The following is a 20,630-nucleotide window of genomic DNA, read 5'->3' as shown; positions in this document are numbered from 1 at the left end:
TCATTGGTCAAAAATATTTAATTCCCAAGGAATACAGGCAAAACTATGAACCAACAGTTATCTGTAAGCAAACGTGACGGCCGTAAAGAGCCGCTTGATCTAGACAAGATCCATCGCGTTATTGAATGGGCCGCCGAAGGTTTAAACAACGTTTCGGTTTCACAAGTTGAACTTAAATCGCATATTCAATTTTATGACGGTATTCGTACTAAAGATATTCATGAGACGATTATCAAAGCCGCTGCGGATCAGATCTCAAAAGAATCACCTGATTATCAGTATCTTGCTGCTCGTTTAGCTGTATTCCATTTACGTAAAAAAGCGTATGGCCAATTTGAGCCACCGCGCCTTTTTGACCACGTTACTGACATGGTTGAACAAAAACGCTACGACGCACATTTGCTTGTTGATTACACAGAGCAAGAACTTGATGAATTAGATGCTTACTTAGATCATTCACGCGATCTTAACTTTAGCTACGCAGCAGTAAAACAGCTTGAAGGTAAATACCTAGTTCAAAACCGTGTAACCGGTGAAATTTACGAAAGTGCACAGTTTTTATATATATTAGTTGCGGCAAGCTTATTCTCAGATTACCCACGTGAAACGCGTATTGATTACATCAAACGTTTTTACGATGCGGTCTCATTATTTAAAATTTCTTTACCTACACCAATTATGTCGGGTGTACGTACACCAACGCGCCAATTTAGCTCATGTGTACTGATTGAGTGTGGCGACAGCTTAGATTCAATTAACGCGACATCATCAGCGATTGTTAAATACGTTTCTCAACGTGCCGGTATTGGTATTAATGCCGGACGTATTCGTGCATTAGGTAGCCCTATTCGTAACGGCGAAGCGTACCACACAGGTTGTATTCCTTTTTATAAGCATTTTCAAACAGCCGTTAAAAGTTGTTCGCAAGGCGGTGTACGTGGCGGAGCCGCTACTTTATTCTACCCGCTTTGGCATTTAGAAGTAGAAAACCTACTGGTACTTAAAAACAACCGTGGTGTTGATGATAACCGCGTACGTCACCTAGACTACGGCGTACAGTTTAATAAATTAATGTATTCGCGTTTAATTAAAGACGATTACATTACCTTATTTAGCCCTTCAGACGTGCCGGGCCTTTACGACGCATTCTTTGAAGATCAAGACGAATTTGATGCACTTTACGTAAAGTATGAACAAGACGAGTCAATTCGTAAAAAACGTATTAAAGCCATTGAACTGTTTTCTATGTTTGCTCAAGAACGTGCCAGCACCGGTCGTATTTACTTACAAAATGTTGACCACTGTAATACACATAGCCCATTTATTTCGAAAGTGGCGCCTATTCGTCAATCTAACTTATGTTTAGAAATTGCATTACCGACTAAGCCACTGAACAATGTAAATGATGAAGAAGGTGAAATTGCCTTATGTACCTTGTCTGCATTTAACTTAGGCGCGATTGAGTCACTGGATGAATTAGAAGAGTTAGCTGAGCTTGCAGTACGTGCACTAGATAACTTACTTGATTTCCAAGACTACCCAGTACCGGCGGCAAAAAATGCCACTATGGGACGTCGTACCCTTGGGATAGGTGTGATTAACTACGCCTACTACTTAGCTAAAAACGGTAAGCGTTACTCAGATGGCAGCGCAAATGCACTCACGCATAAAACATTTGAAGCGATTCAGTACTACTTAATGAAAGCATCTAATGAGCTGGCAAAAGAGCGTGGAGCATGTCCTAAATTTAACGAAACTACGTACTCACAAGGTATTATGCCAACAGATACGTATAAGCGTGATTTAGATAAAATTTGTGATGAACCACTGCACCTTGATTGGGATACGTTACGTGCCAACATTAAAGAGCACGGTATGCGTAACTCAACGCTGAGCGCATTAATGCCATCAGAAACATCATCGCAAATCTCAAATGCAACCAATGGTATTGAGCCACCACGTGGCCATATTAGTGTTAAAGCAAGTAAAGATGGTATTTTAAAGCAAGTTGTTCCTGAGTACGAACGCCTTAAAGATAACTATGAGTTACTGTGGGATATTCCATCAAACGATGGTTACTTACAATTAGTAGGCATAATGCAGAAATTTATCGACCAAACAATTTCAGCAAATACTAATTATGATCCAAACAGATACGAAGGCGGTAGAGTACCTATGAAAGTCTTACTAAAAGACTTACTCGGTGCCTACAAGTTAGGTGTTAAAACACTGTATTACCATAATACCCGCGATGGCGCATCAGATGCTCAAGAAGACACTCCAGAAGTGGAAGATGATGATTGTGCAGGCGGCGCGTGTAAAATTTAATAGTTAAACTTAAAGCGGGCGCCCTGCCCGCTTTGTCCTGATAGTTTTAGTGATAGTTTTTTGAGTGATAAACATGTCTTATACTACTTTTAGCAGAAACCATAATAACCAAATGCAAGAGCCAATGTTTTTTGGTCAAACCGTTAACGTGTCACGTTACGATCAACAAAAATACCCTATTTTTGAAAAACTAATTGAAAAACAATTGTCTTTCTTTTGGCGACCTGAAGAAGTTGATGTAAGTAAAGACCGTTTAGACTTTCAAGCGCTTCCCGATCACGAGAAGCACATATTTTTAAGCAACTTAAAATATCAAACGCTGCTTGATAGTGTTCAAGGTCGTTCGCCTAACGTAGCGCTATTACCGATTGTGTCTATTCCTGAGCTAGAAACATGGATTGAGACATGGGCGTTTAGTGAAACTATTCATAGTCGTTCGTACACCCATATTATTCGTAACGTAACCCAAGCACCTGAACTCATTTTTGATGACATTGTTAGCAATGACAAAATAAGTGAGCGTGCCGATGCGGTAACTACTTATTATGATGACCTAATCAATTCTGTATCGCTTTACAACCTATACGGTGAAGGCAAACACGAAATTAATGGCCAAACCGTGGTAGTTAATTTATTTGAGCTGAAAAAGAAATTGTACCTGGCAATGATGTCAGTGAACATTTTAGAAGCCATTCGCTTTTATGTGAGCTTTGCTTGCTCATTTGCGTTTGCCGAGCGTGAATTGATGGAAGGTAATGCTAAAATTATAAAGCTTATTGCCCGTGATGAAGCACTCCACCTTTCAGGTACTCAGCATATTTTAAATATCATGCAAGATGGTAAAGATGACCCTGAAATGGCGATTGTTGCCGCACAGTGCCGTGAAGAAGCAATTAAAATGTTTGTTGAAGCCGCAGAGCAAGAAAAAGAATGGGCCGAGTACCTATTTAAAGATGGCTCGATGATTGGTTTGAATAAACACATTCTATGTCAATATGTTGAGTACATTACCAATGCGCGTATGACCGCGATTGGTCTGCCTGCACAGTTTGAAAATAACAGTAACCCTATTCCATGGATCAACTCATGGTTAGTGTCAGATAACGTGCAAGTTGCTCCTCAAGAGGCCGAAATAAGCTCATACTTAGTTGGTCAGATTGACTCACAAGTAGATGCCGATGAATTTGGTGACTTTGATTTATAATGACTGATAGAACCACTGCAAGTATCACACTTGCAGATAACAGCCAGCGCATTGATTTTGCCGCTGGCTGCCCTTCTCTTTTACATTGCCTTGAATCAAATAAGATTGATGCCGCTTACCAATGCCGTGAGGGATATTGCGGTGCGTGTCGAGCAACACTTGTCTCTGGTGAAGTTAATTATAATGAAGAGCCGTTAGCGTTTGTTCGCGATGGTGAAATACTCTTGTGTTGCTGCAAACCAAATGGTGATATCAGTATTAATTTAAAGTAAGTAACTCACATTAAGCGTATTTAACAGCACGAGAATAATATATAACAGCTAGGTTTGTACCAAACCTGTATGCCGTGTTTTTAAACTCAAACACGCCTACTAGTACAGTGTTATTTACTCTGAATATTCTGCAGGCACAAATCGGTAATGACCCGTAATTGTATACGCAAAAAGCATATCGCTCATTTCTGGTCCACGACCAATATTATGCACAATAAGCGGGTTGCCGCTGCCCTGCGCTATTTCATTAACGACCATACCAATATGCGGTAAATTACCTGGCAGCATCCAACTAACTATGTCACCGGCTTTATAATCCTCTACATTAAGCGATTTAGTTAACACTTTTGCATGGCGCTCGAAGTAAACTTGTAAGTTAGGTACACGTCGATGGTCAATGTTTTTATCTGGCTTGGTTAATCCCCAAATACGTTTGGAAGGATATGCGCGAAAATTGTTCTGCATGTCTTCGTGTACTAACTTTTGCAAATCAACACCAAGCTGTCGGTACGACCTAATTAAAACATCAGTACACACACCAATATTAGCGGGCACATCACCACCAGGGTATTCAAGCTTATGATAGGCGCCATCGTAAGTTACTGGTTGTGTTGTTCTATAGATTAATGCATTAACGATATCATCATCAAAAGAGCTCGCCTGCACATGAAAAGCAAATAGGGCTAGTGGATAGAGAAAAAAACGTGACATATAAATTCCTTTTATAATTTTAACTAAAGCTGTTGCGTAATGTAGTCAGGGATATTAAATTTATTTCCATTACTGGTATAATGCTCATCAAGTTCATAGGCCATTATTTCAAGTGGAGCATCATTGTAACCAAACGTTTGGATTTCATTGATGTAGCGCATTATAAAAGCGTGCGCACCGAGTTCACGCCATTGAACTACATGAACAAGCTCATGAAAGTGCACTCTTAAATTATGCACAGCGCTGGGTAATATATAATATGTATTTTTATAGGTTATTCCAGCTACATCCATATCAATAAAATTGCTTAAACCAAGTTCACGCAAACCTGTAAAGTCAGGTTTAGGAATTTTATCAACAACTACATAAAATGCAGTTTTCAAAAATTCATTTGGGTAAAAGCCCTCAAACTCGTTAGCAAATTTTTCACAGCATATTCTTTTATGTGCATACTCGCTATTCGTTTTATCAATCCATTGTTCTATTTGCGCTAGCATTTTTCTCCAAAAAATTACTCGGTAAGTTATTTATAAATATTTTATGAAGTTGAACTTTATCTTCTTCATAAAAAAGCGCCAAGTGTAAACTACTGGCGCTGATTATTAATAATCACTATAAAATTTCCTAACCTTCTTCTTCAATGAGTGACTCTAATAGCTCATGGATCTCTGACTTTAATTCTTTGTCTTCAATTTTATTCGCACTGACTTTAGCATCTTGTAGGTTTTTAATGGCCGCTTCTTTGTCACCTAGTTCGAGCTGTAAAGTAGCCATAGAAAATGCAACCGACGACATATGATCTTTATTATTGATTTCAATCGACTTCTGTAATGCTTTTTCATAAGTCTCAATAGCCTCTTCTAGCTCTTCGGTAAAATCTGCTAAAGTTTCCCACTGTACAGGGTGATCTTTAGCGGTATTTTCGTTTTCAATACAAATTGCTTTGAGCTCTGCATATAAAGATTCGAATTGTTTAGTATCATTCTTATTGGCAGCTGCCATCAGCTTTTCTGCTAAATCGTGCACCGCTTTGTATACTTTAGTATTCATAATTACTCGCCACCTTGATTAATGCGCCTTTTTAATTTTTTACAGCGCTGTATCCGAAACATATGTCTTAATAGTACATTATTATTAAGCGCCGCGTTGTTACAAAAGTATTATAAGCAACAATAAACGCTGTTTAGTTTATTGACGTGGATATTAGGGTGCTACACTTAATGCTTACTATAAAAAGCAACAGTAAATATCTACCCTATGCAAAATTGCAATCAATGCGGTAAGTGCTGTACCAAATATGGTGCGGCAGATTTAGATACTAATCAGGATGAAATTCAAATGTGGGCGTTATTCAACCCTGAAATATTTCAATACGTTAAAAACGATCAATTATGGTTTGACCCAACGACGGGTGAGCAATTAACGCAATGCCCATTTTTAGAGCTTGCCAATAAAGCATCCCCTGAAGAAAAAGATAAATATACTTGCAGTATTTATCATGACCGACCCCAAGATTGCAGGCATTATCCGAGTTTAATTTCAGAAATGATAAACGATGACTGTGAAATGCTCGAACCAGTCGATAAGCAAAATCATTTTAAAGCACAAAAAAAGTTAGACATACTGATGATAGACAGTCGCTCTTAAATTTAACTGTAATAATACCGTGCTAGATTAAATTTATCGCTCTATTGTGTTATTCAACGCAAATTTTAAAGTTATAGTATAACATTGTTGATAGCATAATTTTGTAGTGTTATATTATATCACAACATAACAACCACGAATTGAAGTAACTATGACTAAGCTAACACTCATATCCTCAGCACTACTGTCTGTTTTGTGTTCTCACTCTGCACTTGCTGCGACGATTAACGGCACGGTAACAGACACAAAAAAGCAACCCATTGCCAATGCCACAATTCATGTTCATGGTAAGTCAAAAAGCGTGCAAAGTAATGCACAAGGCCAGTTTAGTATTGACATAGATTCTAAGAGTCAATTACATATCAGTAAAGATAACTACCTAGATTCTCGTATATCGCTTGAAAATACAGACAACACTATTAATGTTACTTTAAAGCCAACTTCGGTTGAAACTGTTGTTGTATATGCCTCAGCCCTGCATAAAAATAGCTTAGAAATGATTTCACCAGTAAGTGTGCTATCAGGCGATGAGCTAAAAAATAAAGCTAAGCCGACGCTAGGTGAGACACTTAAAGGCATACCAGGCGTTAATGCTAGTTATTTTGGCCCTGTTTCATCAAGTCCGATTATCCGCGGCTTAGGTGGTCCTCGAGTTAAAATTACACAAAATGGTTTGGATAGCAGCGATGCGTCTCGCATTGGACCTGATCACGCTACATCAAGTGACAGCCTAGCGGCAGAGCAAATTGAAGTGTTACGTGGCCCAAGCACTCTACTTTATGGCTCTGGTGCTATTGGTGGTGTAGTCAATGTGGTTGATAACCGTATTCCAACCAATAACATTGACTCTCTATCTGGAGCTGCCCAATACACACACGATACAGTTTCAAATGCGAATACCTACGCAGCAAAACTAGAAACGGGTAGCAATAACTTTAATTTCCATTTTGATGGTACTAAACGCAGCGGTGATGATTACCAAACACCTCGTTTTAACTTACCAGATGAACATGAAGAAGGTGAAAAACATGTTGAAGGCGATGAAGAAACAGCCACTTCAGTTGAAAATACCTTTATAGACAGCGAAACAGTAAATTTTGGTACGAGTTATGTAGGTGATCATTTAACCATTGGATTTTCATACGGTAGTATCGAAACAGATTATGGTATTCCTGGCCACTCACATGATCATCATGAACACGACCATGCGCACGAAGAAGCAGGCGAGCATGAAGGTGAAGAGCACGAAGGTGAGGAACATGCAGAAACACCTGTTTATGCTCATTTAGAACAAGACCGTTGGCAGGGGCTGGTAAGTTATGCATTTCATGATAACTGGATTGAGTCAATCAACCTACGTCTTGGTTACACAGACTATACCCATAGTGAAATTGAAGACGGCGCTATTGGCACCACTTTTAGTAATGAAACCACTGAAGCACGTTTCAACGTAGAGCATCAATTAGGCCAATGGCATGGCATGATTGGCTATCACTATAGTGAGTCTGATTATGACGCGATTGGTGAAGAAGCCTTTACACCTGCAAGTATCACGACGACTCATGCGCTATATTTACTTGAAGAACGCAAGTTTGGTGACGTCACCGTAGAACTTGGCGCCCGTTTAGAAGATTATGAGATAAAAAGTGATGTAGATACGCATCAGCACAGCCATGATGACGAACCTGTATCAGCAGATGAAACTGTTAACTACACCAAAAACTTTACTAATCTAAGTGCCTCAGCAGGTGCGATTTGGGAGTATATGCCAAGTCACAACCTAGCCGTTAGTTTGTCACATTCAGAGCGTGCACCACTTTCAGCGGAGCTACTCTCTAATGGTGTGCATATTGCTACCGGGACTTATGAACTTGGTTTGGGTTACCATATTGAAGGTAACGAAGCGCATTTTGAGCCTGAAGAAATTAAACAAGAAACATCAACTAATCTAGATATTAGTTTACGTCGCTTTAGTGGAGACTTTGGTTACACTGTCAACTTCTTCTATAACGATATTAAAAACTTTTATTATCAGCAAAACACAGGATTAGTGTTTGATGAAATGGATGGTTTTGAACCTGCAGCCAATGGTCACAGTGACGCAATTGATGTTTATCAGTTCACAAGTAAAGATGCTGAACTGTATGGTTTTGAATTTGATGTACATTATCAAATAAACCCCAGCGCCATGGTAAAAGTATTTGGTGACTCAACTCGTGCTAAGCTAAAAGATAATGAAGGTAATTTACCACGCATTCCTGCTAATAAATTGGGCTCAGAACTGCAATACACCCTAGGTAGCGCACAATTTACCCTAACAGGAACACATTATTTTGAGCAAAATAATATTAGTGCATACGAAACAGCAACAGATGGCTATACATTGATTGATTTGCAAGCCAATTATCAGCTTGATTTAGGTGCAGTTGACACACAGCTTTACCTAAGTATTGACAATATTACTGATGAACTTGGTTTTGTCCATAGCTCGTTTATTAAAGACACCGCGCCACTTCCTGGTCGTAACTTCCAATTTGGAGTAAGAGGCTACTTTTAAACAAAGATCAGTTTAATGAGACAATAAAAAACCGCATTCATATTAATGAATGCGGTTTTTTCATAACTAAATGTTATGTACGTTCTAATTAAAGAATTGCGTGTAACTCAACGTCGAATACAAGTGTTGAGTAAGGTGCGATTGCTGCACCGGCACCACGTTCACCATAAGCAAGCTCATGAGGAACGTATAAACGCCACTTAGTACCTACTGGCATCATTTGTAATGCTTCAGTCCAACCTTTGATCACGCCGCCCACTGGGAATTCAGCAGGTTGACCGCGCTCGTATGAGCTGTCAAAAACAGTACCGTTTACTAAAGTACCGTGGTAATCAACACGTACTGTAGACTCAGCAGTTGGCTTCTCGCCTTCACCTGTTGCAAGTACTTCGTACTGAAGACCTGACTCAGTTACTGTAATTTCAGGACGTTTTGCGTTTTCTTCTAAAAATGCAATGCCTTCAGCAGCGAGTACTTTAGCTTCTTCTTCACGACGAGCTTGGATCTCTTCGTTAATTTTTTCAAATGCAGCTTGGATCTCAGGGATCTCAACTTGAAAAGCACTGCCTGCATACGCATCTTTCATGCCTTCAAATACTGAATTTAAGTTTAAACCTTCAAAAGGATTAGCCTTAAGTTGCTCACCCATTTGTAAGCCAATACCGTAACTTGCTTTTTCAGCATCTGTAGTAAAATTATCTGACATAATGTGTTATTCACGTTTTGTTAGTTAAAAGACCCGTATATGCTATCACAAAATAAAAGGTCTTTGGTGCTAGTTTTTATTGAGTTTTTCTTTAATTAAACCAATAGCAAAGGTACACACAGGCAAACTGAGCAAAATTCCAACAAGTAAGCTCATCGACAATAATCCAGCCACACCGACCAGTAAAAGAGGCACAGCTACTAAACCGATAATGCCAATATAAAACGCGCCCCATACAGGCCAATAATTATCGTATTTTGTAATTAAATGCCCCGATAAAATATTAAACCCGATGCCATATAATAAGGTCATTATTAGTGCGTCGTCTGGATATGCATCAATAGCCATTTTTTGTAATAACGATATGGCGCTTTGGTAACAATAACCAAACACAGTCCATAGAAGAATGTGCTTAAGTAAACGTTTAGAAAAGGATAATTCCGGGGACTGTGACATTATAAAGCTCCAGATAGCAAAAAACCGCCAATAAGGCGGTTTTTTAAATAATGGTGGAGAGATAGGGATTTGAACCCTAGAGGGGCTATAAACCCCTGCCGGTTTTCAAGACCGGTGCATTCGACCACTCTGCCATCTCTCCGTACGGCGCGCATAATAAGATCATACGCTTAGCTTGTAAAGCCCTATTTTAATAAAACCGGCTAAATAGTTAAATATAAACCGCTTTAGTTATCAATTAGCCATTATTAGTAATATTGCTTAGGCCTACGAGCAATCCAAGAGCACACTAAACAGACCAATAAGCTGGCTGTTAAAAATGCAATACTTTGAAATATTAAATCGAAGCGATTAAGGTCATCGCTCGGGATCACAACCAATACAAATGAAGGCAGTACAGTGAACAGTAAAACATAACAACATATTTTAAAGGCTCTGCCAAAATCAAACCGTTTCGATTGTTGCATCCACCAAGTTAGCAATACCAGCACCCCTATTGCTGAAGCAGCAATAAAATGCTCAGCTTGAGTGCTCATTGCAACATAAAATGTCGCAAGCGCGCCAACTACACCCCAGATTGACCAAGCAAACCAGTTTTCTTTTTCACGTAAAAATAAATTTCCCATCACTTTCGTCTTCTTTATCGTTATTATTGGTAAGACTTTCCATACATTACCAAAAAACAACCGATTAAAAAACAAACTGAAGAAGATTTATTACGTTTAGTGCTTCCGTGCGCTTCTCGCAGCTACAATATTAACCGCAGTAGTGTAACACGATTAACTTAATGAATTATGACTATATTGAATATAAAAAGTTCATACTATTTCTACAAAAAACTAAAATAATTTTCTGGTTTGTGCCTTGGTGACTTTTTGCATTCAATTGCCGGCGTCCCTAAATATAAATAACCGACTATTTCATCATCATCATTTAAGTTAAGCGCCTGTTTAACACTGGGGCTTTGTGCAAAGTAACCCGTACGCCAAATACCGCCTAACCCCTGAGCGAATGCGGCTTGTTGCATTGCCAATACGCCACAACCTGCGCTTTGTACTTGTTCAATTCTAGGAACTTTTGGGTGTGGTTGATATTTTGCAATCGCAATAATAATCATGGGTGCTCTAAGCGGTAACTCCTTAGCGCGATTAATTACTTTTTCAGCCTGCTGCTCTGCTATAGCGCTTTGATAATAAATTTCACCTAACTTATGACGCGCATCACCTTGAACAATAATATATTGCCACGGTGCAATACAGCCATGATCGGGCACTCTCAACCCAGCCTGCTGAATAATGTTTAACTGCTCTTCATTAGGCCCTGGCGCTGTCAATTTTGCATCAGATTGGCGAGTGAGTAAAAGCTCAATAGCATCCATAGTGTGCTCTCAAAATTCAAAACGTAAGAGTAACATTTATAAGTAAAAAATAAACACTGCAGGGTTAAAACTACCAAGCAGATAAAATTAATGAAGCGAGTGTTTATATCCTAGTAACTATTGATGTAGGCACCGCGTTTAAACCAATAATCTAGGCTTACAAAACGCCCACCTCCGGTAAAGAATAAGCTAAGTAACATGGCAAAATAAATAGCAGAAAATTCGATGCCGTTATTTAGTATTGATGGTTTACCTTTTTCGTATAGGTAATCTTCAAAGCCATATTCTTCAACTAAGCTGCGAATTTTACCTATGCGGACTTGTACTTCTTTTGAATTTTCAAGGCTTTCTTTGGCACCAGGGACTGATAGCCAATCAAGTACTTGGGCGGCACTTGTTTGTGGATTTGTTGGCGCTATAGCAAACCAGCCGTTATGCCAGTGTACTGTTGTTGCTGCTACCACCATTGTAAACATAAGTGGAATACTCACTAATCGCGTAAATAAACCAATAAGTAAAAACCAACCTCCTAAAAACTCACTCCAACCGGCTAAAAAAGCCAGCAAATCAGGAAACGGTAATCCTAATCCCCAGTCACTATTGCCAAACCACTGAACGACATCATCAGAGGCTAAAAACTGGTTAAAAAAACCATTAGTATCGCCACTTATTGCGAGTTTGTTATAGCCTGCAATAATCATTACAGGCGCTAAAATCAAGCGAAAAAGCAAAGCAGGCAAACCATCCAATAAAGATAATTTACCTATAATATTGTCGTAAAGTGTAATTAATTTAATCATGCGCACTCTTGTATGTTCATTGTTTATTAAGTTATAGACTATAAACAAACATGACCGCGCACAGAACTAAATTATTTCGCCCTTAAAGATTAAATTTGCCTTGCTACTTGTAACGCTTCAAATATTGCGCGTTTAGCATCAATAGCAGCAGCCAATTTAGCGCCACCAATAACATGTACTTTGGCGTTCTCTGCTTGTGCCTTAAATAACTCGTCGTTAGACACTTGACCAATACAGGCAATAACCGTATCAACTGGCAGTACTTGAGTTTCACCAGCAACACTAATGGTTAGGCCGTTTTTATCAAAACTATGGTATTGGCAGTCTGCAATTTGTTTAACACCATGCTGTTTGGCAACTTGCCGATGGATCCAACCCGTAGTTTTACCTAAGTCACCACCAAAGCGCCCTGCACTGCGTTTTAGCATATAGAGCTGACGTTCATCTTTATGCGGCTGAGGTTCACACTCTATGCCCCATTGGGTTTTAAAGTCGCTGATGCTTTGTGATTTGTGTTCACTTAAAAATGCCACCATATCAAAACCAATACCGCCTGCGCCTAATATAGCAATAGAATTACCCAGCTCTACTTCACCGCGTATAACTTCATCGTAAGCAAATACACGCTTATCATCGCTGCATTTAATCGTAGCTTCACGTGGTCTTACACCAGTTGCAAATACCACATCATCAAACTCAGCTAGCATACTGTCACTAAATGCTTTACCTAATTCAATGGTTACATTTAGACGCTTAAGTTCATTACTAAAATAAGCTAATGTATGATTGAAGTCTTCTTTACCAGGTATTTGCATCGCTAAATTGAATTGCCCACCCATATGTTGCTTTTGGTCAATCAGGGTTACATTGTGCCCTTTTTGCGCTAAGTAACAGCTAGACGATAAACCTGCAGGCCCTGCGCCAACAACTAATACATTTTTAGCTTTCTCTGCTTTTTCTAACGGGTAATCAAGCTCAAAACCTGCTTGTGGATTTACTAAGCAGGTAGCGCGCTTACCTTTAAATACATGATCTAAACAACCCTGATTACAACCAATACAAATATTAATATGCTCAGATTGCTTAGCCGCGTATTTATTAAAAAACTCAGGATCAGCTAATAATGGACGCGCCATAGAAATTAAATCAGCTTCGCCAGCATTTAAAATATCATTAGCAATCTCTGGGGTATTAATGCGGTTTACCGCAATAACAGGCACGCTAATAACATCTTTTAAACGCTTTGACGCTTCTTTAAATGCACCTGGTGGCACCATACTCGCAATTGTAGGTACGCGCGCTTCATGCCAACCAATTCCGGTATTAAAAATATCAACACCCGCTTTTTCAAGTGCAACAGCTTGTTGAGTTACTTCATCAGGGGTGGAACCATTAGGGATTAGATCTATAACCGAGAGTCTAAAAATAATTAAAAATTTATCCGATACTTTTGCTCTTACCGCTTTTACAATTTCAACGGCTAAACGCATCCTGTTTTCAAGGCTGCCGCCAAATTCGTCGTTTCGTTTATTAGTATGCGGTGCCATAAACTCATTAATCAAATAACCTTCTGAGCCCATTACTTCCACGCCATCGTAACCAGCCTTTTCAGCTAAATAAGCCGAGTGAGCAAAATCTTTAATCGTTTTGTTAATTGAACTTAAAGACATTTCCTTTGGTTTATATGGATTAATCGGGGCTTTTATAGCACTTGGTGCCTGATTAAAAGGGTGATACGCATAACGCCCAGCATGTAATAATTGCAAACATATTTTACCACCATGTTGATGAACAGCTTGCGTATATGCACGATGCTTAAATACATCATAATAACTATTAAATGATGAGGAAATAGGCGTTAACTTACCGCGTAAGTTAGGGCTGTAGCCTCCGGTAATAAGCATTGCAGTGCCACCTTTGGCACGTGCTTCATAAAAGGCACGAAGGCGTTTACGATTGTGCCAACCTTCTTCAAGGCCGGTATGCATTGATCCCATTACTAAACGGTTGCGTAGTTGTGTGTGTTTTAGTTCTAGTTTTTGTTCTAACATCCTGTGCCCCAATAACTGGTCTAACCTGTGTGTTTGTCCAATTCTGCTTTAATGACGCAAAATAAGCAATATACGAGCAGCTTAAACTTAAACTTTTTAATTTAAAACGCTCGTTTTATGTATAACTGTTAATTGTAAAATACGGCTAAAAGTGACATAAACATTCGTATAATCATATGTGTAATTGAATTTATAAATGTTTCGTTACGATTTAGCAGTTAAATTAATTTATATTCTAAGCTACTATGGCAATAACGTTTTAGCTGTACGAATTTAAGGAGCTATTTTGATAGCGAAGGTATTTAAAGGTATATGGACAGGGATTAACTTCTCGCGTCGTTTAGTACTAAATTTATTATTTTTATTTTTGGTTATCATTTTCATTGTCTCAGTATCAAGTGACGGCGATAAAATCATTGTCGAAGAGGGTTCTGTCCTCAGGCTCAACCTAAACGGTCCTATTGTGGAAGAAAAAACCTACGTAGACCCTGTAGAAGCGGCCATTAATGATGCAACAGCAAGTGCTGATATCCCTACTGAAATACTACTTGATGATGTCATTGAAGTGATCAATGAGGCGTCACAAGACTCTCGTATCAGCGCAATTTTGCTTGATTTACAAGAAATGCCAAAAGCGCACTTAAATAAGCTTAAGCAAATTACAAAAGCACTTGATGCATTTAAAGCAACTGGAAAAAAAGTAATTGCTTCAGGTTATTACTATACACAAGCGCAATATTACATTGCCGCGCATGCAGACGAAATTGCGATGCACCCTTATGGCAGTGTGCTTATTGAAGGCTACGGTATGTACCCGCTTTACTTCAAAGATGCATTAGAAAAATTAGAAGTCACTCAGCATATATTTCGTGTAGGTACTTTCAAATCTGCCGTTGAACCGTTTATCAGAAACGATATGTCAGAAGCAGCTAAAGAAGCAAACCGCGTATGGTTAGGTGCTTTATGGAACGAATATAAACAAGATGTAAGTGCGGTGCGTCCATTTGACGAATCAAATTTTGATGAAACAATGGATACTTATTTAGCCAAAATGCAGGCTGCCAATGGTGATGCGGGTAAATACGCGCTGGATAATAAATGGGTTGATTCTCTCAAAACTAATCAACAAATTCGTCAGCAATTAATTGATCTAGTTGGTGCTGAGGAAGATGGTAAAACATTTAAACAAGTGTCTTTTGGTGAATACTTAAGCTTAGTTAAGCCGCCAATTGAGTTTGATAACCCAATGACAGAAAAAGTCGCTGTTGTTGTAGCTAAAGGTACCATCGTAGACGGTGAGCGTCGTGCCGGTGAGATTGGCGGTGATTCAACAGCTGCACTATTACGCAAGGCACGCCTTGACGATAAAGTAAAAGCAGTCGTGTTACGTATTGATTCTGGCGGTGGCAGCATGTTTGCCTCTGAAGTTATTCGTGCTGAAGTATTGGCGCTTAAGGCCGCAGGTAAACCAGTCATTGCTTCAATGAGCTCAGTAGCTGCATCAGGTGGTTATTGGATTGCATCAGCGGCAAATGAAATTTGGGCAGCACCTAGTACGATTACCGGCTCAATCGGTGTATTTGGTACCTTTATGACCTTTGAAGATACCTTAGCTAAAATCGGTGTTTACTCTGATGGTGTAGCGACTACAGAAATGGCCGGTTTTTCAATAACTCGTCCACTAAATGAAAAAATGGCACAAGTGATTCAAATGAGTGTTGAAGAAGCTTATGAACGTTTTTTAAATGTCGTTGCCGATGCACGTAATATGACCCCTGAGCAAGTTGATAAAATTGCCCAAGGCCGCGTTTGGATTGCATCGCAAGCTCAAGAGCTTGGTTTAGTTGACAAGCTGGGTAACAAGCAAGACGCTATCAAAGCGGCTGCAGAGCTTGCTAAACTTAACTTCTATGAAGTTAAAACAATTAGACAATCACTTAGCCCTCAAGAACAAATGCTCCAAGATATTTTTGGTAGCGCCGCGGTTAAATCAGTGCTTGGACTTGAAACACAAAAATCAGCAGTACTAGCTAGTCAAGCTAACCTGCAAAGCGTGATTAAGCAATTAAGCAGCGAAGTAGAAAACCTGAAAGATTATAACGATCCACAAGGTGTTTACGCGCGCTGTTTAGAATGTACAGTTGCACAATAATGCCCTAACAGGCTGTATTGATTAGCACTTAGCGTTATACTAAGCCCAGTTTTTTTACTGGGTTTTTTTTATGAAACGTAAACGCATTTACATCGCTTATACTGGCGGTACTATAGGAATGAAAAAATCAATCCGCGGCTATATTCCTGCCGAAGGTTTTTTAACCGAAACTGTGGTTAATAACGCAGAATTTAATCGTGAAGAAATGCCATTATTCGATATTCATGAATACTGCCCACTGATTGACTCTTCAGATATGTCTCCTGCCCACTGGCAACTTATTGCTGATGACATAAAAAGTAAGTACCAAGATTACGACGGCTTTGTAGTGCTGCATGGTACAGATACCATGGCCTATACGGCATCGGCTTTATCGTTTATGTTTGAAAACTTAACAAAGCCTATTATCGTTACCGGCTCACAAATTCCGCTCTCTCAATTGCGCTCTGATGGTCAAGTTAACCTACTTAATGCCATGTATTTAGCAGCTAACTACCCGATAGCGGAAGTCAGTTTATTTTTTAATAATCAATTATTTAGAGGAAACCGAGCAACCAAAGCGCATGCCGATGGATTTGATGCATTCGCCTCCCCTAACCTAGAGCCATTAGCGCTGTCTGGCATTAATATTCAACTGATCAAAGGTCAGTTAAGTCCGTATGTAGAAAATGAATTACAAGTTGCGCAGATCACTCCTCAAGCCATTGGTGTATTGTATTTATACCCTGGGATCAGCAAAGAAGTGGTTAAAAGCTTAGTTAATGGCAACATTAAAGCATTGGTACTGCTGAGCTTTGGTGTGGGTAATGCACCGCAAGACCCTGAGTTTTTGGATATACTTGATGAAGCGAGCAAGCGCGGCGTTATTATCACAAACCTCACTCAATGCCTAAAAGGGCAAGTGAATATGGGCGGGTATGCCACAGGAAATGCGCTACTCAATATAGGTGTGATCAGTGGTTTTGATATGACCTTAGAAGCCTGTTTAACTAAACTGCATTATCTTTTTAGTCAAAATTTAGAAATCGAAACGATTCGCCATTTAATGCAAGATAATTTGCGGGGTGAGTTAACTCGTTAGGTGTTCAGCTAAACGAATAACAAAAAAGGACGCTATATAGCGTCCTTTTTATTTACTTAGATTTTATTAACGAACTTTTGCGTCAATATCAACTAAGTCAGTTAAATGACACGTTTCCCCACTGTGAGTCTTAATGCCATGCTCACCAAAGTAATCACGCTGGGCTTGTACTAAATGCCCATTACTTGGTGTTGTTAACGTTGCTAAGTAGGTTTGTGTTGCACTTAGCACAGGGAATGCCAGACCCGTCATGACCGCTTGGCCCGTTACTTTACGCATAGCGAGTGACTCTTTTTCAAGAGTATCAATAAACTCAACACCTTGCGCTACACTGTCTAAGTAATCTGCACGAATAATACACCCTGCACGCCAGGTTTGTAGTGTTTTGGCTAAATCAACTTTCCACTGATGGGTACGTGAAGCACCTTTAATTAATGCAAGTCCTTGACGATACGCTAGTAAACTTGCAAGAGTAAATGCATCTTTCAATTCATCTAAATCAATATCAACTTGCGTGGTATTTTGCGCGCTATACGTCATCTCTTGTGCAGCAGTGGTATTGCATGCATTAGTTAAATGGCGTGCTTGAACAGCGGCTACTAATGACGGTACCGCAATACCCAATTCAAGTGCATTTTGAGCTGTCCATAAACCAGTACCTTTAGCGCCAACTTTGTTATCAATTAAGTCAACAAGGGGCACATTTTGCGAATTTTCAAGTGACAAAATATGGCTAGAAATTGACAATAAATAGCTATTTAACTGGCCTTGTGACCATTCATTAAATATCTCAGCAATTTCTTTTGGCGAGCGCTTAGTTCCATGACGAAGTAACTGATACACTTCAGCAATAAGTTGCATCAGTGCGTATTCAATTCCATTGTGAACCATTTTTACAAAATGACCGCTGGCTGATTGACCAACGCGAGCAAAACACGACTCGCCTTTGTAGCTTGCAGCAACTTTTGTAAACCATGGCTCGACACGCTCCCAGCCACCTTCAGAACCACTTGCCATCATAGCTGGCCCATGACGCGCACCCTCAGCACCACCTGAAATACCCATGGTGGCAAATTCAAACTTGTCTTGGTATTTTAGCTTGCGATTAATTCCGTCTTTGTAATTACTGTTACCGCAGTCAACAATAATATCACTACATTGTACACCTGCTTCAATCAGCTCATTGCAAACCGCATCAACCAACTCACCCGCAGGTACAAGTAATAAAATAGAACGCGGTGTTTCTAAACGCCTAACCATATCCCCTAGATCAGAGACAATGTGAAGTTTGTCAGCCATGCCTTGTGACTTAGCACAGCTTAATAACTCTTCACCCGCATTTGGGTTTTTGTCATAAGCGACCAGCGTTATCCCTTTTTCAATCAAGTTCAGGGCAAGATTTTTCCCCATAACGCCTAACCCTACTAATGCAACTTGCATTTAGTGCCCTCCTCGGTAACAACTATTTGGTTAGTAAATTAAAATAATACCGCGTGCATTATACTCAGGCCTTAACCATGAGCAAAGCTACATGCATTTATTACAGTTAAAATAAACACTGCAATTATATCAAACAACCGCCCTCACAGGGGAAGAAATAGCGCTGCTATTTAAATTTTTAGATCATTGACGCCCTGTGACACCGGTGTCATAATGATGACATATTCATTTTGTATATAATAGTCGCAATGTTATAAAAATTGCATAAAACTAAAAATTACTATTTAACCTGAAATCTTCTTTGAAGATTTATTAAGTAGTCACTAAAACAAAATAACCGTCAACTTGCTTAAAATAAGCGCACAGGAGAATTTAATGTTAAGACGTACAAAAATAGTCGCGACACTTGGACCTGCAACAGACAGAGATAATAACTTAGAAAAAATTATTCGCGCAGGCGCTAATGTCGTTCGATTAAACTTCTCACACGGTGTTGCACAAGATCACAAAGACCGTGCACAAGCTGTTAGAGATATAGCCGCTAAACTGGGTAAGCACGTTGCAATTCTTGCTGACCTACAAGGTCCTAAAATCCGTGTTTCAACCTTTAAAGAAGGTAAAGTAACTTTAGCGGTCGGTGCAAAATTCATCCTTGATGCAAAAATGGAAAAAGGTGAAGGCAATATTAACGCCGTTGGTATCGATTATAAAGAGCTACCACAAGATGTAGCTCCTGGTGATTTACTCCTTTTAAACGATGGCTTAATTCAGCTTACTGTAGAACATGTTGAAGGTCATTTAGTGCACACTGTGGTTACTGTGGGTGGGGTGCTCTCGAACAATAAAGGGATTAATCGTTTAGGTGGTGGTTTAACTGCACCCGCGTTTACAGATAAAGACAAAGAAGACTTAATAACTGCGGCTGAAATTAATGTTGATTATATTGCCGTTTCTTTCCCTCGAAGTGGCGATGACATGCGTTATGTACGCTCTCTTGCAGAGGCTGCAGGCTCTAATGCACAGCTTTTAGCTAAAATTGAACGTGCTGAAGCAGTAGAAACACAAGAAGCAGTAGATGATATCATTTTAGCGTCTGACGCTGTGATGGTTGCTCGTGGTGATTTAGGTGTTGAGATTGGTGACGCAGCTTTAATGGGCAAACAAAAACTCATTATTCGTCGCGCACGCTCGCTTAATCGTACTGTTGTAACAGCCACGCAAATGATGGAATCGATGATCGATAACCCAATGCCAACTCGTGCAGAGGTCATGGATGTTGCCAACGCAGTGCTTGATGGCACCGATGCGGTCATGCTTTCAGCGGAAACAGCCGCTGGTGATTACCCAGAAGAAACGGTTGCCACAATGGCACGTGTTTGTTTAGGTGCTGAGTCGCAAAAAGAAACCCATGTTTCTAAGCATCGTTTAGATAGCCGCTTCTCTTCTAATGCGGAGTCAATTGCTCTCTCAGCAATGTATGCAGCTAATCACTTAGACTCTGTGAAAGCGATTATCACCCTAACAGAATCAGGTAGTACAGCAAAACTTATGTCGCGTATTAGCTCTGGTTTACCCATTTACTCACTTTCACGTCATCCGAGCACATTAGGGCAAACAGCACTATATCGTGGTGTTTACCCGGTGTTTTTTGACTCTACCAAATGTGAAAAAGATAATATGGTTAAAGATGCATTAAACACGTTAGTGGCTGCAGGTTCACTGCAAACAGGCGACACCGTGATTATCACTCATGGTGATGCAATGGAAACAATTGGTGCAACCAATACAATGAAGATAGTGACAGTGTCGTAAAAGTCACAATAAAAAACGCGAGCTAATTGCTCGCG

The 20,630-nt window shown here is 39.6% G+C and carries 18 protein-coding genes and 1 tRNA gene; 8 read left to right on the top strand and 11 right to left on the bottom strand.

Features of this window, described 5'->3' with window-relative positions; translation table 11 throughout:
• Positions 1-45: 45 nt before the first annotated feature.
• The 3 genes from nrdA (at position 46) to yfaE (ending at position 3,804) form a co-directional block, all read left to right on the top strand.
• Positions 46-2,328, top strand: a complete 2,283-nt coding sequence (nrdA, locus tag P3J6_RS11990) for a class 1a ribonucleoside-diphosphate reductase subunit alpha (protein ID WP_138608496.1) — start codon at positions 46-48, stop codon at positions 2,326-2,328.
• A 73-nt stretch (positions 2,329-2,401) separates the two neighbouring features.
• Positions 2,402-3,532: a class Ia ribonucleoside-diphosphate reductase subunit beta gene (gene nrdB, locus P3J6_RS11985; RefSeq protein ID WP_138608498.1), complete on the top strand. Its 1,131-nt coding sequence runs from the start codon at positions 2,402-2,404 to the stop codon at positions 3,530-3,532.
• Positions 3,532-3,804, top strand: a complete 273-nt coding sequence (yfaE, locus tag P3J6_RS11980; protein WP_076919572.1) for a class I ribonucleotide reductase maintenance protein YfaE — start codon at positions 3,532-3,534, stop codon at positions 3,802-3,804. Before nrdB ends, yfaE begins: the two co-directional genes overlap by 1 nt.
• A gap of 114 nt (positions 3,805-3,918) precedes the next feature.
• Here the strand turns inward: yfaE and P3J6_RS11975 are convergent, their stop codons facing one another.
• From P3J6_RS11975 to P3J6_RS11965, 3 genes are all read right to left on the bottom strand, one after another.
• On the bottom strand, positions 3,919-4,515 hold the full coding sequence (locus P3J6_RS11975; protein ID WP_198523125.1) for a DUF1287 domain-containing protein: 597 nt from the start codon (positions 4,513-4,515) through the stop codon (positions 3,919-3,921).
• Positions 4,516-4,538: 23 nt separating this feature from the next.
• Entirely contained in the window at positions 4,539-5,012 is a 474-nt protein-coding gene (locus P3J6_RS11970; protein WP_198523124.1) for a hypothetical protein, read from the bottom strand.
• Positions 5,013-5,139: 127 nt separating this feature from the next.
• The gene (locus P3J6_RS11965) at positions 5,140-5,565 is read right to left on the bottom strand and encodes a tetratricopeptide repeat protein (protein WP_198523123.1); all 426 of its coding nucleotides are present in this window, start codon (positions 5,563-5,565) and stop codon (positions 5,140-5,142) included.
• Between the two features lie 207 nt (positions 5,566-5,772).
• Here P3J6_RS11965 and P3J6_RS11960 point away from each other — a divergent pair, with 207 nt between their 5' ends.
• Both P3J6_RS11960 and P3J6_RS11955 read left to right on the top strand, forming a co-directional pair.
• Positions 5,773-6,162: a YkgJ family cysteine cluster protein gene (locus tag P3J6_RS11960; protein WP_198523122.1), complete on the top strand. Its 390-nt coding sequence runs from the start codon at positions 5,773-5,775 to the stop codon at positions 6,160-6,162.
• Between the two features lie 151 nt (positions 6,163-6,313).
• Positions 6,314-8,719, top strand: coding sequence for a TonB-dependent receptor (locus tag P3J6_RS11955; RefSeq protein ID WP_198523121.1), 2,406 nt, complete (start codon positions 6,314-6,316; stop codon positions 8,717-8,719).
• An 88-nt stretch (positions 8,720-8,807) separates the two neighbouring features.
• On the opposite strand, the gene P3J6_RS11950 is transcribed toward P3J6_RS11955, so the two are convergent.
• The 7 genes from P3J6_RS11950 to P3J6_RS11920 all read right to left on the bottom strand — a co-directional run bounded on the left by P3J6_RS11950 (position 8,808) and on the right by P3J6_RS11920 (position 14,110).
• Positions 8,808-9,425, bottom strand: coding sequence for an FKBP-type peptidyl-prolyl cis-trans isomerase (locus tag P3J6_RS11950; RefSeq protein WP_008112467.1), 618 nt, complete (start codon positions 9,423-9,425; stop codon positions 8,808-8,810).
• A gap of 69 nt (positions 9,426-9,494) precedes the next feature.
• The gene (locus tag P3J6_RS11945) at positions 9,495-9,818 is read right to left on the bottom strand and encodes a hypothetical protein (RefSeq protein WP_010389909.1); all 324 of its coding nucleotides are present in this window, start codon (positions 9,816-9,818) and stop codon (positions 9,495-9,497) included.
• Between the two features lie 114 nt (positions 9,819-9,932).
• A tRNA-Ser gene (locus P3J6_RS11940) sits at positions 9,933-10,023 on the bottom strand.
• A gap of 106 nt (positions 10,024-10,129) precedes the next feature.
• On the bottom strand, positions 10,130-10,507 hold the full coding sequence (locus P3J6_RS11935; RefSeq protein ID WP_041709037.1) for a hypothetical protein: 378 nt from the start codon (positions 10,505-10,507) through the stop codon (positions 10,130-10,132).
• 203 nt (positions 10,508-10,710) lie between these two features.
• Positions 10,711-11,259, bottom strand: coding sequence for an NAD(P)H nitroreductase (locus tag P3J6_RS11930; protein ID WP_054200867.1), 549 nt, complete (start codon positions 11,257-11,259; stop codon positions 10,711-10,713).
• A gap of 110 nt (positions 11,260-11,369) precedes the next feature.
• Positions 11,370-12,059, bottom strand: coding sequence for an HvfX family Cu-binding RiPP maturation protein (locus tag P3J6_RS11925; protein WP_010389906.1), 690 nt, complete (start codon positions 12,057-12,059; stop codon positions 11,370-11,372).
• An 89-nt stretch (positions 12,060-12,148) separates the two neighbouring features.
• Positions 12,149-14,110 (bottom strand): oxidoreductase, encoded by a 1,962-nt coding sequence (locus P3J6_RS11920; RefSeq protein WP_198523120.1) that lies wholly within the window; start codon positions 14,108-14,110, stop codon positions 12,149-12,151.
• A 286-nt stretch (positions 14,111-14,396) separates the two neighbouring features.
• On the opposite strand from P3J6_RS11920, the gene sppA reads away from it, so the two are divergent.
• Positions 14,397-16,262, top strand: coding sequence for a signal peptide peptidase SppA (sppA, locus tag P3J6_RS11915; RefSeq protein ID WP_198523119.1), 1,866 nt, complete (start codon positions 14,397-14,399; stop codon positions 16,260-16,262).
• Positions 16,263-16,332: 70 nt separating this feature from the next.
• Positions 16,333-17,343, top strand: a complete 1,011-nt coding sequence (gene ansA, locus P3J6_RS11910) for an asparaginase (protein WP_138608516.1) — start codon at positions 16,333-16,335, stop codon at positions 17,341-17,343.
• Positions 17,344-17,409: 66 nt separating this feature from the next.
• Here the strand turns inward: ansA and gndA are convergent, their stop codons facing one another.
• Positions 17,410-18,783 (bottom strand): NADP-dependent phosphogluconate dehydrogenase, encoded by a 1,374-nt coding sequence (gene gndA / locus P3J6_RS11905; RefSeq protein WP_010389900.1) that lies wholly within the window; start codon positions 18,781-18,783, stop codon positions 17,410-17,412.
• Between the two features lie 375 nt (positions 18,784-19,158).
• Here gndA and pyk point away from each other — a divergent pair, with 375 nt between their 5' ends.
• Entirely contained in the window at positions 19,159-20,595 is a 1,437-nt protein-coding gene (gene pyk / locus P3J6_RS11900; protein ID WP_198523118.1) for a pyruvate kinase, read from the top strand.
• Positions 20,596-20,630: the final 35 nt, after the last annotated feature.

This window comes from Pseudoalteromonas sp. 3J6, assembly GCF_903995135.1.
Classification (GTDB): domain Bacteria; phylum Pseudomonadota; class Gammaproteobacteria; order Enterobacterales; family Alteromonadaceae; genus Pseudoalteromonas.
The sequence above is the reverse complement of the archived record's forward strand: the minus strand, read 5'-3'. Positions and strand labels throughout refer to the sequence as shown.

What these genes read in the sequence shown, in the direction of transcription:
- nrdA (WP_138608496.1), top strand. Translation starts at nt 46, where the DNA reads ATGAACCAACAGTTATCTGTAAGCAAACGTGACGGCCGTAAAGAGCCG.
- nrdB (WP_138608498.1), top strand. Translation starts at nt 2,402, where the DNA reads ATGTCTTATACTACTTTTAGCAGAAACCATAATAACCAAATGCAAGAG.
- yfaE (WP_076919572.1), top strand. Translation starts at nt 3,532, where the DNA reads ATGACTGATAGAACCACTGCAAGTATCACACTTGCAGATAACAGCCAG.
- P3J6_RS11975 (WP_198523125.1), bottom strand. Translation starts at nt 4,515, where the DNA reads ATGTCACGTTTTTTTCTCTATCCACTAGCCCTATTTGCTTTTCATGTG.
- P3J6_RS11970 (WP_198523124.1), bottom strand. Translation starts at nt 5,012, where the DNA reads ATGCTAGCGCAAATAGAACAATGGATTGATAAAACGAATAGCGAGTAT.
- P3J6_RS11965 (WP_198523123.1), bottom strand. Translation starts at nt 5,565, where the DNA reads ATGAATACTAAAGTATACAAAGCGGTGCACGATTTAGCAGAAAAGCTG.
- P3J6_RS11960 (WP_198523122.1), top strand. Translation starts at nt 5,773, where the DNA reads ATGCAAAATTGCAATCAATGCGGTAAGTGCTGTACCAAATATGGTGCG.
- P3J6_RS11955 (WP_198523121.1), top strand. Translation starts at nt 6,314, where the DNA reads ATGACTAAGCTAACACTCATATCCTCAGCACTACTGTCTGTTTTGTGT.
- P3J6_RS11950 (WP_008112467.1), bottom strand. Translation starts at nt 9,425, where the DNA reads ATGTCAGATAATTTTACTACAGATGCTGAAAAAGCAAGTTACGGTATT.
- P3J6_RS11935 (WP_041709037.1), bottom strand. Translation starts at nt 10,507, where the DNA reads ATGGGAAATTTATTTTTACGTGAAAAAGAAAACTGGTTTGCTTGGTCA.
- P3J6_RS11930 (WP_054200867.1), bottom strand. Translation starts at nt 11,259, where the DNA reads ATGGATGCTATTGAGCTTTTACTCACTCGCCAATCTGATGCAAAATTG.
- P3J6_RS11925 (WP_010389906.1), bottom strand. Translation starts at nt 12,059, where the DNA reads ATGATTAAATTAATTACACTTTACGACAATATTATAGGTAAATTATCT.
- P3J6_RS11920 (WP_198523120.1), bottom strand. Translation starts at nt 14,110, where the DNA reads ATGTTAGAACAAAAACTAGAACTAAAACACACACAACTACGCAACCGT.
- ansA (WP_138608516.1), top strand. Translation starts at nt 16,333, where the DNA reads ATGAAACGTAAACGCATTTACATCGCTTATACTGGCGGTACTATAGGA.
- gndA (WP_010389900.1), bottom strand. Translation starts at nt 18,783, where the DNA reads ATGCAAGTTGCATTAGTAGGGTTAGGCGTTATGGGGAAAAATCTTGCC.
- pyk (WP_198523118.1), top strand. Translation starts at nt 19,159, where the DNA reads ATGTTAAGACGTACAAAAATAGTCGCGACACTTGGACCTGCAACAGAC.